Below are 12,978 nucleotides of genomic sequence, written 5' to 3' on the forward strand. Positions count from 1 at the left end.
GAGTGGCCGCCGCGTCCGCGACGCAGTCGCCAGCGGCGGTCGCTCGGACGCGAGCCACAAAGGGGCCGCGAACACGCCGCGACGAAGTCGCGGCCAATATCACGGCACGTAGCGCCGCAACCGCCTTGCCGCGAATTCCCGGAAGTACGACAGTTTTTCGGCCGGAACGATGGCCGGGAGCAGGAAGTACCAGGCGCGTTCCATCCGGACCGCCATCTGGTCGATGGATTCGGTGCCGACGGCGATGATGTGCACGCCCGCGGCCATCTCCTGCCACAGCAGGCCGATGACCTCCGCGTCCAGGTCGGCGATCAGGTCGCCCTGGGCGATAGCCCGCTCGGCGAGCAGCCGGTAGGTGTCGCCCCAGTTCTTGGCGATGTTGTCGCCTTGGGCGCCGCGGTAGTCGCCGATCTGGTGGTTGAGCTTCAGCATCGCGCCGACCATCGGGTCGTTCATCGATAGATCGGCGACGACATAGGTGATGCCGATGCACGCCTCCAGCGCGGGCACCCTGGGATCGAAGAAGCCCTGACACGAGCTGGTGAGCCGCTCGTTGCCCTGGTCGACCACGGCGCGCGCCAGCTCTTCCTTGGAGCCGAAGTGAAAATACAAGGCGCCCTTGGTCACGTTGGACTGCGCGATGATCTCGCTCAGGCTCGCGTTCGCATACCCCAAGCGCAGAAAGACATCGGCAGCGCCTGCCAGGACGGAGTCGCGGGTGATCTCCGCGCGCGCTTGCCTAGCCATCAGATCCGCCTGTCATCCCAAAAACCAGCCATCCTGAAGTAGACCGACATCCCGAAGTTGACCGACTTACCGCCCGAACAGCACCCAAAGGATGGGTGAACCGTACCACCAGGCGCGCGCCCGGCAGCCAATTCGAGCATTCGGCGAGACCCGCCGCGCAATTTGCTGGTTAACAATCCGGGTCACTCACCGGCGCCCGCGCGCCATTCCGAACTCAGCTGCGGATCGGCCTCGAGATGGCTCAGCCCGTTCCAGCACAGGTTCACCAAGTGGGCCGCCACAACCTCTTTCGACGGTTTGCGCTCGTCCAGCCACCAGGTCGCGGCGGTGGCGACCTGCCCGACGAGCGCCTGCGCGTACAAGGTCGACAGACTGGTGTCGAACCCGCGCCGCTCGAAATCCCCGGCCAGGATGTGCGCCACCTGATTGGTCGCCTCGTTGAGCAAACTGGAGTACCTGCCCTCGGCGGCGGCGGCGGGCTGATCGCGCACAAGAATTCGAAACCCGTCAGTACGTTCTTCGATATAGGTCAGCAGCGCCAGCGCGACCTGTTCGAGCCGGATGCGCGAGCGGTTGCGGGTGAGCGAGGAGGTGATCATGTCCAGCAGCATGGACATCTCCCGATCGACGACGACCGCGTACAGCCCTTCTTTGCCGCCGAAGTGTTCGTACACCACGGGTTTGGAGACCTGGGCGCGTTGCGCGATCTCCTCGATGGAGGTCGCGTCGTAACCGCGTTCGGCGAACAGCGCGCGCCCGATCTCGATCAGCTGCTGACGCCGCTGGGTGCCGGTCATCCGCGGCCGGGACACTCGATGCGACTCACCCGAAGACACCCCTGCTCCTCCGCCCTTCCCGCGTTGTTGCCGGTTGTGAGTGCCGCGACGGTCCCTCCGAGCCGACAGTCGCAGCCGGGGCCCGGCGGATTGCCCTCGTGCGTGCCGAGTCAGCCGTCGCATCGGCTCCGACGCACGACACCGACATTCGGATACCACTGTCCCAGACCGGTCGGCGGTCCGCCTCTCCGGGGCTCGCGCAGATCGCCTCTGCGCGCAGACCGCCTCTCCGTGTATTCCGGCAGACCGCCTCGCCGCGTATTGCGGGCCGTACCAGGTGGCGAGCGCGCGATTCGCGTGCAGGCCCTGCGTGAGGTGCCGCTCGGCTTTCGGACGTTCCGGTGAGTTACCCATGTCCGAGCGGAATCAGGGGGTCACCTGACGGATCGGTTGATTGCCGGAATCCAGCCGTCGAGCGCCCGGCTGTGGTCGCCGCAAGCAGTGCTCGGCGGGCAGCGCTCGGCCGGCGGCTGCGGCGACCGACCAGCGTGGGGCGAGCTCCGCCGGAGTCGGCGGTCTCCGGCGATCCGCGATCCGAGCTGCCCGGTCGGAGGACGCCGGCGCTCCTCCGCTGGTCGGGCGCGAATACCAGATGCGACGCGGAGAACAATTCGCGGGGAGGCGGCCGAGTATGCGAGGATTCATCCCGTGCCGTGGCACACCGGCGGGGGTTTCGCCAACCGCCGATGTGGCAATCCGCCGTGGTGTAATGGCAGCACATCTGATTTTGGTTCAGAGAGTTCAGGTTCGAGTCCTGGCGGCGGAGCTCGAGAGCACGATGACTTATCGTTGGCCCGCACATCGCTGACCAAGCACGACGACGCCCAGCACGAGGACAGGCAGCCGAGGGAGATCCATGCCACAGCAGACCGCCGTCGTCGTTCTCGCAGCCGGTGCCGGGACACGAATGCGGTCGAAGACCCCCAAGGTCCTGCATTCGCTGGCCGGACGGAGCATGCTCGCGCACGCGCTGCATGCGGCGAACGAGATCGACCCCGCGTACCTCATCACCGTGGTGGGGCACGATCGCGAACAGGTCGGCGCGGCGGTGGCCGCGGTGGCCGACGACCTCGCCAGGGAGATCACCCCGGCGATCCAGGAACAGCAGCTCGGCACGGGTCACGCGGTGCAGTGCGCGCTGGCCGCCCTTCCGGTGGGCTTCACCGGCGACGTGCTGGTCACCTCCGCCGACGTGCCGCTGCTGGACGGGCACACCTTGGCCGCGCTGCTCGACGAGCACCGCAGCTACGCCGAACGCCCCGCGGTCACCGTGCTGACCTTCGTGCCGCCGGACCCCAACGGCTACGGCCGCATCGTCCGCGACGCGGAAGGCCAGCTCGCCGAGATCGTCGAGCACGCCGACGCCACCCCGGAACAGGCCGCGATCACCGAGGTCAATTCCGGCGTGTACGCGTTCGACGCCGCGGTGCTGCGCACCATGATCAGCCGCCTTTCCACCGCCAACGCCCAGCACGAGCTGTACCTGACCGACGTGCTGCGCCTGGCCAGGGAAGCCGGTCACCCCGTGCACGGCGCGCGCTTGGTCGACGCGGCCAAGGTCACCGGGGTCAACGACCGGGTGCAGCTGGCCTCGGCGGCACGCACGCTCAACCGCTACATCCTGGAACGTCACATGCGCGCGGGCATCACGATCATGGATCCGGCTTCCACCTGGGTGGACGCCAGCGTGCGCATCGGAAGGGACGCGGTGATCCGGCCCGGCGTGCAGCTGCTCGGCAACACGGTTGTCGGCGAGGACGCGGAGGTCGGGCCGGACAGCACGCTCACCGACGTGATCGTCGGCGACGGGGCGAAGGTCGTCCGCACCCACGGCGAGGGCGCCACCATCGGCCCGAAGGCCACCATCGGCCCGTTCGCCTACCTGCGTCCCGGCACCATCGTGGGCGACGCGGGCAAGCTCGGCGCGTTCGTCGAGACCAAGAACGCCTCGATCGGCGCGCATTCGAAGGTCCCGCACCTGACCTACGTCGGCGACGCCACCATCGGCGAGTACAGCAACATCGGCGCGTCCAGCGTCTTCGTCAACTACGACGGCGTCAGCAAGCACCACACCGTAGTCGGGTCGCACGTGCGCACCGGCAGCGACACCATGTTCGTCGCGCCGGTGACGGTGGGTGACGGGGCCTATACGGCGGCGGGTACTGTACTGCGCAGAAACGTTCCGCCCGGAGCTCTCGCGGTGTCCGGTGGACCGCAGAAGAACATCGAGGGCTGGGTGCAGCGACACCGTCCAGGGACGGACGCGGCGCGCGCGGCGGCGGAAGCCATCGCGGCCAAGGAGATGTCGGGTCAGGCAATAGAGCAAAAGGATGGCAATCAGCAGTGACCGCGTCATGGATCGACAACCAGAAGAACCTGATGCTCTTCTCGGGACGCGCCCATCCTGAGCTGGCCGAGCAGGTCGCCAAGGAACTCGACGTCCACGTCACCCCGCAGGTCGCGCGAGACTTCGCCAACGGCGAGATCTTCGTCCGGTTCGAGGAGTCGGTGCGCGGCTCCGACGCCTTCGTCCTGCAGAGCTTCCCCGCTCCGCTGAACCAGTGGCTGATGGAACAGCTCATCATGATCGACGCGCTCAAGCGCGGCTCGGCCAAGCGGATCACCGCGGTGCTGCCGTTCTACCCGTACGCCCGCCAGGACAAGAAGCACCGCGGCCGCGAACCCATCTCGGCCCGACTGGTCGCCGACCTGCTGAAGACCGCGGGCGCCAACCGGATCATCACCGTCGACCTGCACACCGACCAGATCCAGGGCTTCTTCGACGGCCCGGTCGACCACATGCACGCGCAGGTGCAGCTGGCGGAGTACGTCCGCACCAACTACAGCCTCGAGCACATCACCGTCGTCTCCCCCGACTCCGGCCGGGTGCGCGTCGCCGAGAAGTGGGCCGACTCGCTGGGCGGCTCGCCGCTGGCCTTCATCCACAAGACCCGCGACCCGCTGGTGCCCAACCAGGTCAAGTCCAACCGCGTGGTCGGCGAGGTCGAGGGCCGCACCTGCATCCTGATCGACGACATGATCGACACCGGCGGCACCATCGCGGGCGCGGTCAAGGTGCTCAAGGACGCGGGCGCGGGTGACGTGGTCATCGCCGCGACCCACGGCGTGCTGAGCGAGCCGGCCGCCGAGCGCCTCGCCAACTGCGGCGCCAAGGAGGTCGTGGTGACCAACACCCTGCCGCTGACCGAGGAGAAGAAGTTCCCGCAGCTGACCGTGCTCTCCATCGCGCCGCTGCTGGCCCGCACCATCCGCGAGGTCTTCGAAAACGGCTCGGTGACCGGTCTTTTCAACGGCAACGCATAGGACTCCTAGCGCGCGAACGGCGGCTCCGGCTTCGGCCGGGGCCGCCGTTTTCGTGGCCGCGTTAGCCCAGGCGAGCAATGGGGATACCGAGGGTATGAACCGTGACCCGTTGGAGACCGACATGGGCGACGACGACCAGGACGACGAGATCCGCGAGTACCGGCGCAACATCGAGGATCCGCCCGACGACCTGCGCATTCGCTACCACGAGGACGAGGACGACGGCGCGATCGGCATCGAGGATGAGCTGGATCAGGAGTGGACGGCCCGTGACACGCGCGCCGAGGACCAAGCGGACGACCGGTCCGCCGAGGTGGCCGCGATCGAGATCGTCGACGACGATGACCTCTGAGCCTGCTCCGTTCCCGACGCGCCTGTAGCAATCGGCTATGGCCGGGCGTTCGCCGTGGTAGGCATAGGTTGCGTGACCGGGACGACACGAGGAGGGTGCGATGAGCACGCCGAAGGATCCGGACCACACCGACGACGAGCAGCGGCCGCCGGCGTCGTCATCGGAGCCGACCAGGGAGACCTCCGGTGACAAGCCCGCCGAGCCCGCGACCGGCGCCGGGCAGCCCACCGAGCACGATCCCGCCGCCGCGCGACCGCAGGAGCACGAGCCGGGCGCGGCCGATCAATGGTGGCAGTCCGGCGGCCCGGCGTCCACCGGACCGCTGGGCGGCCAGTGGGGCGCCGAGCCCAGCGGCCAACCCGCCGAACCCCGCCCGTGGGGCGCCAACGGCGGTGGTGAACAGCAGTCGTGGGGCGCCGAGCCCGCCGCGCCCGGGACGCCCTCGTCGGCTTTCGAGCCGCAGTCGCCGGCCGACGAACCGACGAACCGGTTCACGCCGGACGAGCACGCGGAGTACGGGTCGGGCGGACAACCGCCCTATCCGCCGACCGGGCAGCCCGGCGAGTTCCAGCAGCAGTATCCCTATCAGCAGCCGTATCCACCGACCGGGCAGCCGCAGTACCCGCCGGGTGGTGGCTACGGCTATCCGGCGTCCGGCCCACAGCAGCCGCAGTACGGGTACCCGCCCTATCCGCCGCAGGGATACGAGCCCTACGGCACCCCGCCGAAGCAGCCGGGCAGCCAGGTGTACTCGATCATCGGATTCGTCTGCGCGATCACCGCGGTGCTGTTCTGCCCGATCCTGTTCGGTCCGGTCGGGATAATCCTCGGGTTGATCGGACGCAACAAGGGCGAATCGCTCGGCAAATGGGCAGCGATCGCGGCGGCCGTCGGGATGGTGATCGGCCTCATCGTGGGATTCGCGGTGTTCGGCGGAGACATCACCACGTAGGTTTTCGGTATGCGTCAATCGGGTGACATCAGCGCGGCGGGTGTGCGGGCATGACCGGATTCGCGGGTTTTCCGCTGGCTGGGCTGGACTTCTACGAGGACCTGGAAGCCGACAACTCCAAGGCGTTCTGGACCGCGCACAAGAAGATCTACGACGAATCGGTGCTCGCGCCCATGAAGGCGCTCGTCGCGGAGCTGGAGCAGGACTTCGGGACGGCCAAGGTCTTCCGGCCCTACCGCGACGTGCGCTTCGCCAAGGACAAATCCCCGTACAAGACCGCGCAGGGCGCCGTGGTGCGCGCCGCGGCGGGAGTCGGCTGGTACGTCCAGATCAACGCCGCGGGCCTGTTCGTCGGCGGCGGCTTCTACCAGGGCTCGCCCGAGCAACTCGCGCAGCTGCGCGCCACCATCGATGACGAGGTGCGCGGACCCGAGCTGGCGGCGATCCTGGCGGACCTCACCGACGCGGGCTTCACGATCGGCGGCGAGAAGCTGAAGACCAAACCCAAGGGATACGACGCCGACCACCCCCGCATCGACCTGCTGCGGCACAAGTCCATCACGTGCGGCCGGGAATTCGGCGCGCCCGCCTGGCTGGACACGCCGCGCACCGCGAAGGAGGTGCGCGCCGCCTGGGAGACGATGCGGCCGCTGGTCGAGTGGCTCGGCGCGGTGGTCGGCGGCGCTCCATCGTGGTGAGCGCCGCCGGGAGGTCCGCGGTCAGCGCCGCCCGGCGAGCAGCAGTGCGAAGCGATCGTCCGGATCGGTCCACACGTGTCCGGTGGCGAAGCCAGCGGCGGCGAGTTCGGCCGCGAGGCCGTCGACCCGGAACTTGGCGGAGATCTCGGTGCGCATCTGTTCGCCGCGGCCGAAGCGCACGGTGAGGCCGAGTTCGCCGACCGTGACGGTCATGTCCTCGCCCGCCTCCAGCCGCATTTCGATCCACTCCCGTTCGGCGTCCCAGACCGCGACATGCCGGAATTTCTCCGGCGCGAAGTCGGCGCGCAGGCGAGCGTTCAGCACATGCAGCACGTTCCGGTTGAACTCGGCCGTGACGCCAGCGGCGTCGTCGTAGGCGGGAACGAGTACCGCCGGGTCGGTGACCAGCCCGGCGCCGAGCAGCAGTTGCTCCCCCGGCTCGAGCACGTCGTGGATCCTGCTGAGGAATTCCGCCCGTTCCTCGGGGACGAGGTTGCCGATGGTGCCGCCGAGGAACGCGATCATCCGGCGTCCGCCGCGCGGCAGATTGTCCAGCGTGTCGGTGAAATCGCTGACCACACCGTGCACCCCGAGGCCGGGGAATTCGACCGCGACCTGATCGGCGGCCGCGCGCAGCGCCGTGGAGGAGACATCCTGCGGCACATACTTCTTCAACGGACCGCGCGCGCTCAGAGCGGTCAGCAGCAGGCGGGTCTTCGCCGCCGAGCCCGCGCCGAGTTCGACCAGCACCTCGGCCTGGGCGGCGTCGGCGATCTCGTCGACCACCCGCTCGAGCAGCGCGCGCTCGGTGCGCGTCGGGTAGTACTCGGGCAGCTCGGTGATGCGCTCGAACAGCTCGCTGCCCTTGGCGTCGTAGAACCACTTGGGCGGCAACCATTTCGGGTTCGAGGTCAGGCCGAGTTCGGCGTCCGAGCGCAGTGCGGTGTTCAGGTCGTCTTCGGTCAGGTGGATGTCCAGCGTGACTGCGGTCATGGCACCGGCCTTTCAGAGGAGGGGGTCGACGGACAGCGCACCGGGCTTGGCGCTCACCAGGCTGCGGTCCGGGATCGACTGCCAGCGGGGGTCGTCGTCGAACGGTTCGGAGGACACCAGGGCGAAATCATCGGTGACCAGCACCGACAAAGAGTGGTGGCAGGTGGTCGCCCACAGTCGCGCACCATCGGAGAGCAGGAGGTTCAGGCGCGCTTGCGGCTCCCGGTCGAGGATCGCGGACACGAGCAGCCGCAGCGCCGCCGGAGCCGCCGACCACTCGCCGTCGGGTGCTCCGGTGGACAGCAGATCGCACAGCAGCACCCAGAGCGTGGCCGCGTCGGTGGCCGATTCCGCCTCCAGCAGCCGCGCCGGAGTGAACAGGTCCGCGGCGCCGAGTTCGGTCGCAACCACGGCGAACTCGGCCGCCACGCCGGTGAGGGTGCGCCGCCAGTCGGGCACCACGCCGTTGTGGCTGAACGCCCAGCGGTCCCGGGTGAACGGCGCGCACGCCGATCGCTCGACCGGCATGCCGACCGTGGCCGAGCGCACCGCCGCCAGCACCGCGGCCGACTCCAGTTGCGGCAGTACCTCCTCCACGGCCGGGTCGGTCCAGATCGGCGCGGCGTTGCGGTAACGGCTGGCGGTGACCGTGTCGTGTTCCGAGCCGCGCCACCAGGCGACGCCGAAACCGTCGGCGTTGATGGTGCCGCCGTGCCGCATGTCGCGCGGCGCCCACGCCTGGGTGCGCAGTGAATGGGAACCGAGGGTCACCATGTCACCCACCCGCACCGGAGGGCCGACGTAACCCAGGTGTCTACACATCCGCACCCGCCGTCGCCGGGCGCGGGCCGACCACCACGCACCATCGCCCGGCGCGACCGGCGTCGCTCACTCCCCTTCTCCCGGTCGCAGATCGCGCGCCAGGCGGAATCCGGCGAAGATCTGGCGGCGGATGGGGTGGTCCCAGTTGCGGAAGGTGCCGCGGCAGGCCACCGGATCGGTGCCGAACGAACCGCCGCGCAACACGCGGTAGTCACCGCCGAAGAACACCTCGGAGTACTCCCGGTACGGGAACGCGCGGAACCCCGGGTAGGCCTCGAAACCCGAAGCGGTCCATTCCCACACGTCCCCGATCAGCTGGTGCACGCCCGCGGGCGACGCACCGGCCGGATAGGCGCCGACCTCGGCGGGTTCCAGGTGCCGCTGCCCCAGGTTCGCGGTGGCGTCATCGGGATCGGCGTCGCCCCAAGGGAATCGGCGCGACGCGCCGGTGGCCGGATCGAATCTGGCCGCCTTCTCCCATTCCGCTTCGGTGGGCAGGCGCTTGCCCGCCCAGTTCGCGTAGGCCTCGGCCTCGAACCAGCACACGTGCACGACCGGCTGCCGAGGACGCAGCGGGGTCATCACCCCGAAAACCCGCCGCCACCAGCGCCCCGACGGATCGCGCTCCCAGAACTGCGGCGCGACCAGACCCGCCTCGACGCGATGCGCCCAGCCGCGCTCGGACCAGAGTTCGGGGCGCTCGTAGCCGCCGTCGTCGACGAAGGCGAGGTACTGCTCATTGGTCACCGGCGCGGCGTCGATCGCGAAACCGGCCACCTGGACCGGATGGGCGGGGCGCTCGTTGTCCAGCGCCCACGGGTCGGTCGAGGTGCCCATGGTGAACTCCCCCGCCGGGATGACGACTTCCCCGCCGACCGTCGCCGCGGCGGACGGCGCGTCCGCCGCGGAGAGCACGGCGGCGCCCGTGCGCAACTGGTGGGTGGCCAGCATGGTCTCGTCGTGCTGCTGCTCGTGCTGGGCGATCATGCCGAAGGCGAATCCGCCGTCGATGAGCGGACGGCCGCGCAGGTCGCTGCGCTCGAGCACGTCGAAGACCTTGTCGCGCACGGTGCCGACATAGTCGCGCGCCTGGGCGGGATCGAGCAGTGGCAGCGCGGGCCGGTTCGCGCGAGCGTGTTTGAAGGCGTCGTAGAGTTCGTCGATGTCGGAACGCACCGGTTCGCGTCCGCCGACGTCGCGCACGAGCCAGAGTTCCTCCTGATTGCCGATGTGCGCCAGATCCCACACCAGTGGGCTCATCAGCCGGGAATGCTGGGCCACGAGTTCGGCTTCGTCGAGGCAGTCGGTCAGCGTGAGAGTTCGCTGCCTGGCGCGGGTGAGAACGTCGGCGATCCGGTCCCTGAGCTGTTCGGTGCCGGAGTTGTCGGTGGGGGCGGGATGGAAAGTGGTCACGGGAAACGTCTCCGAGATTCGTGCTGATCGGCGTCGGCGCGGCCGGCTTCGGTGCGGCCGCCGATGGGGCGCACGCCGGTCCGGTGGACCGGGTCGCCATCGGGAAAGCGCGGCTTCACGCTGGTCACGTGACGGCCTCCGGAGGCTGCGGATCGAGGTCGTGCTCGGTGGTGTCCTCGGTCGGCGTGCGACCACGGCGACATCGTTCGGCGGCGGATGCGACGGCGCGCGCCGCCTCGTCGGTCGCGGTGTGCTCGGCCGCGAGGCGCAGCAGCGCGACGGCGCAGGCCCGGATGTCCGGATCGGCCAATCCGTAGCGGGCGGCATCGACCCAGCGCCCGGCCTGCGGCGCCGCGATCGAGGTCGCCTCCGCGACCACCGAGGGGCTGGACATGAGCGCGTCGAACACCTGCACCGGAACGGTCCACGCGTCACCGGGCTGCGCGTCGATGTAGCGGACCTCGAGGTGGCCGGACGCGCGCACCGGCGGAAACAGCGTGGTGAGGTGGTAGTCGAGATCGCCGGTATCGGGGCGGCGGCCCACCTCGTCGTCCAGCGCGCCGCACAGCCAGTCCGCGAAGGTGGCCCCCGGCGGCGCCGACCACTCCGCGCCGTCGCCGCATTCCCCTTCGCCGCCGGGCCCGCGCACGCACAGCAGCGGCACGTCCAGCGCCCATCTGCCGTACGCGGCCACCGGGTCGGTCCAGTCCAGCACCGGCGGACGGGTGCGCGTGTTGTCCAGCCGCAGCCAGGCTCGCATGCGCTGGGAGGCCCACGTCCCCGGCGGCGCGCCACGCAGGGCGGGTGAACAGGCGAAGGCGGCCAGCAGCGCGGGGCCGACGGCGTACAGGGCGGTCCACCGCGCGGTGACCTCCGCGCGATCGGCGCCCGCGTCGACGCTGACCTGGGTGGCCGCGGTATTGCACATCATCAGCTTGCCGAACGGCCCGATGCCGCTGAAGGAGCGCTCCATCGCGCGATAGCGCGGCAGCTGAAGCAAGCGTTTGGGACGGCGGTCCGCGTCGGCGGCGACGGAAACGGTGCGGATGGACCGGGATTGGAGAAGTTTCCGCAACAGGCGGGCATCGTCGCCCAGGCGATCACACAGCTGGGCGGCAGCGTCGTAGGGAGCGCTGGAGAGTTCGATCTGACCCCCGGGTTCCAGAGTGACCCGGCTGCCCCCGGGCAACGTGAGCGCCTGCGAATCGGGGGCGATGGACCGTGGTGCGTACGGTCCGAGTGCGTCCGCCAACGCGGACAGCTGGGGGCGGGGAGCCGCCGAAGGACCCGACGCCGAACACTCACCCTGCACCGTGAGCCATTCGAGTTCGGCGCCGATCAGCGCGGGTGGCCCGAGCTTGAAGCACACTCCGCCGATATAGGCTTCCGCCGCCGCGCGGGAGGACAGTTCCCCCTGCTCGGTGGCACAACCGGCCGACTCAGGACTCTCGAGCGTGACCGCCATGCCAACCTCCAGTGGGCGTCGGGACGTTGTCCGCTGTTCTTGGTTATCGCCATTCGGCGCGGTGGTATTCCACTCCCCGGCCGGAATTCCGATGCGGCGATCCATCCAGCGTAGCCATGGCGACCGACAAGAAACCGACATGAAGCCGAACAATTCACCCGATAAGGTCGGCTCCATGCTGGATGACGCCCGCGTACGAGCCGACACTCCCGGATGCTCATCCGGGCCGGAACCCGGACCCGTTTTCCTCGACAGCGCCGGATCGTCGCTGCCGCCTCGGGTCGTCACCGACACCGTCGTCGCGCATCTGCGGCGCGAAGCGGAGATCGGTGGCTACCGCGCCGCGAACGAGCGGCTCGACGACCTCGCCGACGTCAAGACCGCGATCGGTGCGCTGATCAACGCCGAGCCGGAGAGCATCGCGCTCAGCGACAGCGCCACCCGGTCCTGGGCGGACTTCTTCTACTCGGTCCCGCTCGCGCCGGGCGACCGCATCCTGGTCTCCGAGGCGGACTACGCCAGCAATGCCATCGCCGCCCTGCAGCGCGCCCGCGCCACCGGCGCCACGGTGGAGAGGATCCCCAGCGACGGCAGCGGGCAGATCGACCTCGACGCCATGGCCGCGCTGGTCGACGAACGGGTCAAGCTGGTCTCGGTGCTGCACGCGCCGACCAACGGCGGACTGGTCAACCCGGCCGCCGAGGCGACCAGGATCGCGCACTCGGTCGGCTCGCTGGTGCTGCTGGACGCCTGTCAGTCCGCCGGGCAGCTGCCCTTGGACGTGGCCGAGCTGGGTGTGGACGCCCTGTCGGCCACGGGCCGCAAGTGGCTGCGTGGCCCGCGCGGCACCGGTTTCCTGTATGTGCGGCCGGAGTTGGCGCGTTCGATGCAACCAGGACGGCTCGACCTGCACAGCGCGGAATGGACCGGCCCGCACGACTACCGGCTCGCGCCGGACGCCAGTCGCTTCGAGTTCTGGGAATGCGACGTCGCCGCCCGCCTCGGCCTCGGCGCCGCCGTGCGCTATCTGCTCGAGCTGGGCCCGGAGAACGTCTACGCCGCGATCGCGGCCCGCGCCGAGCACCTGCGCAAGGCGCTGCCGGAGATTCCCGGCGTCACCGTGCGCGATCTCGGCATCCGGCACAGCGGCATCGTGTCGTTCACCGTCGACGGCGTGGAGCCCGTCGCGGTGCGCGACCGGCTGCTGGCGCAGGACATCACCGTCACGGTCAGTCACGCGAGTTCCACCCTGCTCGACATGACCGGCCGCGGCCTCGCCTCCGTCGTGCGCGCCTCGCCGCACTGCTTCGTCGGTTTCGACGAACTCGACCGCTTCGTCGACGCGGTGGCGCGGCTGCGAGCCTGAGCCGCCGGGA

General features: G+C 69.6%; 12 protein-coding genes and 1 tRNA gene. 7 read left to right on the top strand and 6 right to left on the bottom strand.

Annotated elements, in window-relative coordinates:
* Window positions 1–99 precede the first annotated feature (99 nt).
* The gene (locus ACH49X_RS30180; RefSeq protein ID WP_067795276.1) at window positions 100–747 is read right to left on the bottom strand and encodes a TetR/AcrR family transcriptional regulator; all 648 of its coding nucleotides are present in this window, start codon (window positions 745–747) and stop codon (window positions 100–102) included.
* A gap of 182 nt (window positions 748–929) precedes the next feature.
* Window positions 930–1,544 carry a TetR/AcrR family transcriptional regulator gene (locus ACH49X_RS30185; RefSeq protein ID WP_067795280.1) on the bottom strand — a complete coding sequence of 205 codons (615 nt, stop codon included), beginning with the start codon at window positions 1,542–1,544 and terminating at the stop codon, window positions 930–932.
* Between the two features lie 734 nt (window positions 1,545–2,278).
* On the opposite strand from ACH49X_RS30185, the gene ACH49X_RS30190 reads away from it, so the two are divergent.
* The 6 genes from ACH49X_RS30190 to ACH49X_RS30215 all read left to right on the top strand — a co-directional run bounded on the left by ACH49X_RS30190 (window position 2,279) and on the right by ACH49X_RS30215 (window position 6,909).
* Window positions 2,279–2,349, top strand: a tRNA-Gln gene (locus tag ACH49X_RS30190).
* A gap of 90 nt (window positions 2,350–2,439) precedes the next feature.
* Window positions 2,440–3,930 carry a bifunctional UDP-N-acetylglucosamine diphosphorylase/glucosamine-1-phosphate N-acetyltransferase GlmU gene (glmU, locus tag ACH49X_RS30195; RefSeq protein WP_195082481.1) on the top strand — a complete coding sequence of 497 codons (1,491 nt, stop codon included), beginning with the start codon at window positions 2,440–2,442 and terminating at the stop codon, window positions 3,928–3,930.
* The gene (locus tag ACH49X_RS30200) at window positions 3,927–4,907 is read left to right on the top strand and encodes a ribose-phosphate diphosphokinase (RefSeq protein ID WP_195082480.1); all 981 of its coding nucleotides are present in this window, start codon (window positions 3,927–3,929) and stop codon (window positions 4,905–4,907) included. Before glmU ends, ACH49X_RS30200 begins: the two co-directional genes overlap by 4 nt.
* A gap of 94 nt (window positions 4,908–5,001) precedes the next feature.
* Window positions 5,002–5,259 (top strand): hypothetical protein, encoded by a 258-nt coding sequence (locus ACH49X_RS30205; protein ID WP_195082479.1) that lies wholly within the window; start codon window positions 5,002–5,004, stop codon window positions 5,257–5,259.
* A gap of 100 nt (window positions 5,260–5,359) precedes the next feature.
* The gene (locus tag ACH49X_RS30210; RefSeq protein WP_357208013.1) at window positions 5,360–6,211 is read left to right on the top strand and encodes a hypothetical protein; all 852 of its coding nucleotides are present in this window, start codon (window positions 5,360–5,362) and stop codon (window positions 6,209–6,211) included.
* Window positions 6,212–6,261: 50 nt separating this feature from the next.
* Complete coding sequence (locus tag ACH49X_RS30215; RefSeq protein ID WP_357208015.1) at window positions 6,262–6,909, top strand: DUF2461 domain-containing protein; 648 nt, start codon at window positions 6,262–6,264, stop codon at window positions 6,907–6,909.
* 21 nt (window positions 6,910–6,930) lie between these two features.
* Here the strand turns inward: ACH49X_RS30215 and egtD are convergent, their stop codons facing one another.
* From egtD to egtA, 4 genes are all read right to left on the bottom strand, one after another.
* Window positions 6,931–7,902, bottom strand: coding sequence for an L-histidine N(alpha)-methyltransferase (gene egtD, locus ACH49X_RS30220; RefSeq protein ID WP_357208017.1), 972 nt, complete (start codon window positions 7,900–7,902; stop codon window positions 6,931–6,933).
* A 12-nt stretch (window positions 7,903–7,914) separates the two neighbouring features.
* Window positions 7,915–8,724, bottom strand: a complete 810-nt coding sequence (gene egtC / locus ACH49X_RS30225; protein WP_357208019.1) for an ergothioneine biosynthesis protein EgtC — start codon at window positions 8,722–8,724, stop codon at window positions 7,915–7,917.
* Window positions 8,725–8,790: 66 nt separating this feature from the next.
* Window positions 8,791–10,137: an ergothioneine biosynthesis protein EgtB gene (egtB, locus tag ACH49X_RS30230; protein WP_195082474.1), complete on the bottom strand. Its 1,347-nt coding sequence runs from the start codon at window positions 10,135–10,137 to the stop codon at window positions 8,791–8,793.
* Between the two features lie 124 nt (window positions 10,138–10,261).
* Window positions 10,262–11,602 (bottom strand): ergothioneine biosynthesis glutamate--cysteine ligase EgtA, encoded by a 1,341-nt coding sequence (gene egtA, locus ACH49X_RS30235; protein ID WP_357208021.1) that lies wholly within the window; start codon window positions 11,600–11,602, stop codon window positions 10,262–10,264.
* A 175-nt stretch (window positions 11,603–11,777) separates the two neighbouring features.
* Between egtA and ACH49X_RS30240 the strand changes: the two genes are divergently transcribed.
* Window positions 11,778–12,968, top strand: a complete 1,191-nt coding sequence (locus ACH49X_RS30240; protein WP_357103754.1) for an aminotransferase class V-fold PLP-dependent enzyme — start codon at window positions 11,778–11,780, stop codon at window positions 12,966–12,968.
* Window positions 12,969–12,978 lie beyond the last annotated feature (10 nt).

The organism is Nocardia sp. NPDC019323, from assembly GCF_044389845.1.
GTDB lineage: Bacteria > Actinomycetota > Actinomycetes > Mycobacteriales > Mycobacteriaceae > Nocardia > Nocardia implantans.

Coding starts and splice junctions, on each gene's coding strand:
- ACH49X_RS30180 (WP_067795276.1), bottom strand. CDS start 747: ATGGCTAGGCAAGCGCGCGCGGAGATCACCCGCGACTCCGTCCTGGCA.
- ACH49X_RS30185 (WP_067795280.1), bottom strand. CDS start 1,544: ATGACCGGCACCCAGCGGCGTCAGCAGCTGATCGAGATCGGGCGCGCG.
- glmU (WP_195082481.1), top strand. CDS start 2,440: ATGCCACAGCAGACCGCCGTCGTCGTTCTCGCAGCCGGTGCCGGGACA.
- ACH49X_RS30205 (WP_195082479.1), top strand. CDS start 5,002: ATGAACCGTGACCCGTTGGAGACCGACATGGGCGACGACGACCAGGAC.
- ACH49X_RS30210 (WP_357208013.1), top strand. CDS start 5,360: ATGAGCACGCCGAAGGATCCGGACCACACCGACGACGAGCAGCGGCCG.
- ACH49X_RS30215 (WP_357208015.1), top strand. CDS start 6,262: ATGACCGGATTCGCGGGTTTTCCGCTGGCTGGGCTGGACTTCTACGAG.
- egtD (WP_357208017.1), bottom strand. CDS start 7,902: ATGACCGCAGTCACGCTGGACATCCACCTGACCGAAGACGACCTGAAC.
- egtC (WP_357208019.1), bottom strand. CDS start 8,724: ATGTGTAGACACCTGGGTTACGTCGGCCCTCCGGTGCGGGTGGGTGAC.
- egtA (WP_357208021.1), bottom strand. CDS start 11,602: ATGGCGGTCACGCTCGAGAGTCCTGAGTCGGCCGGTTGTGCCACCGAG.
- ACH49X_RS30240 (WP_357103754.1), top strand. CDS start 11,778: ATGCTGGATGACGCCCGCGTACGAGCCGACACTCCCGGATGCTCATCC.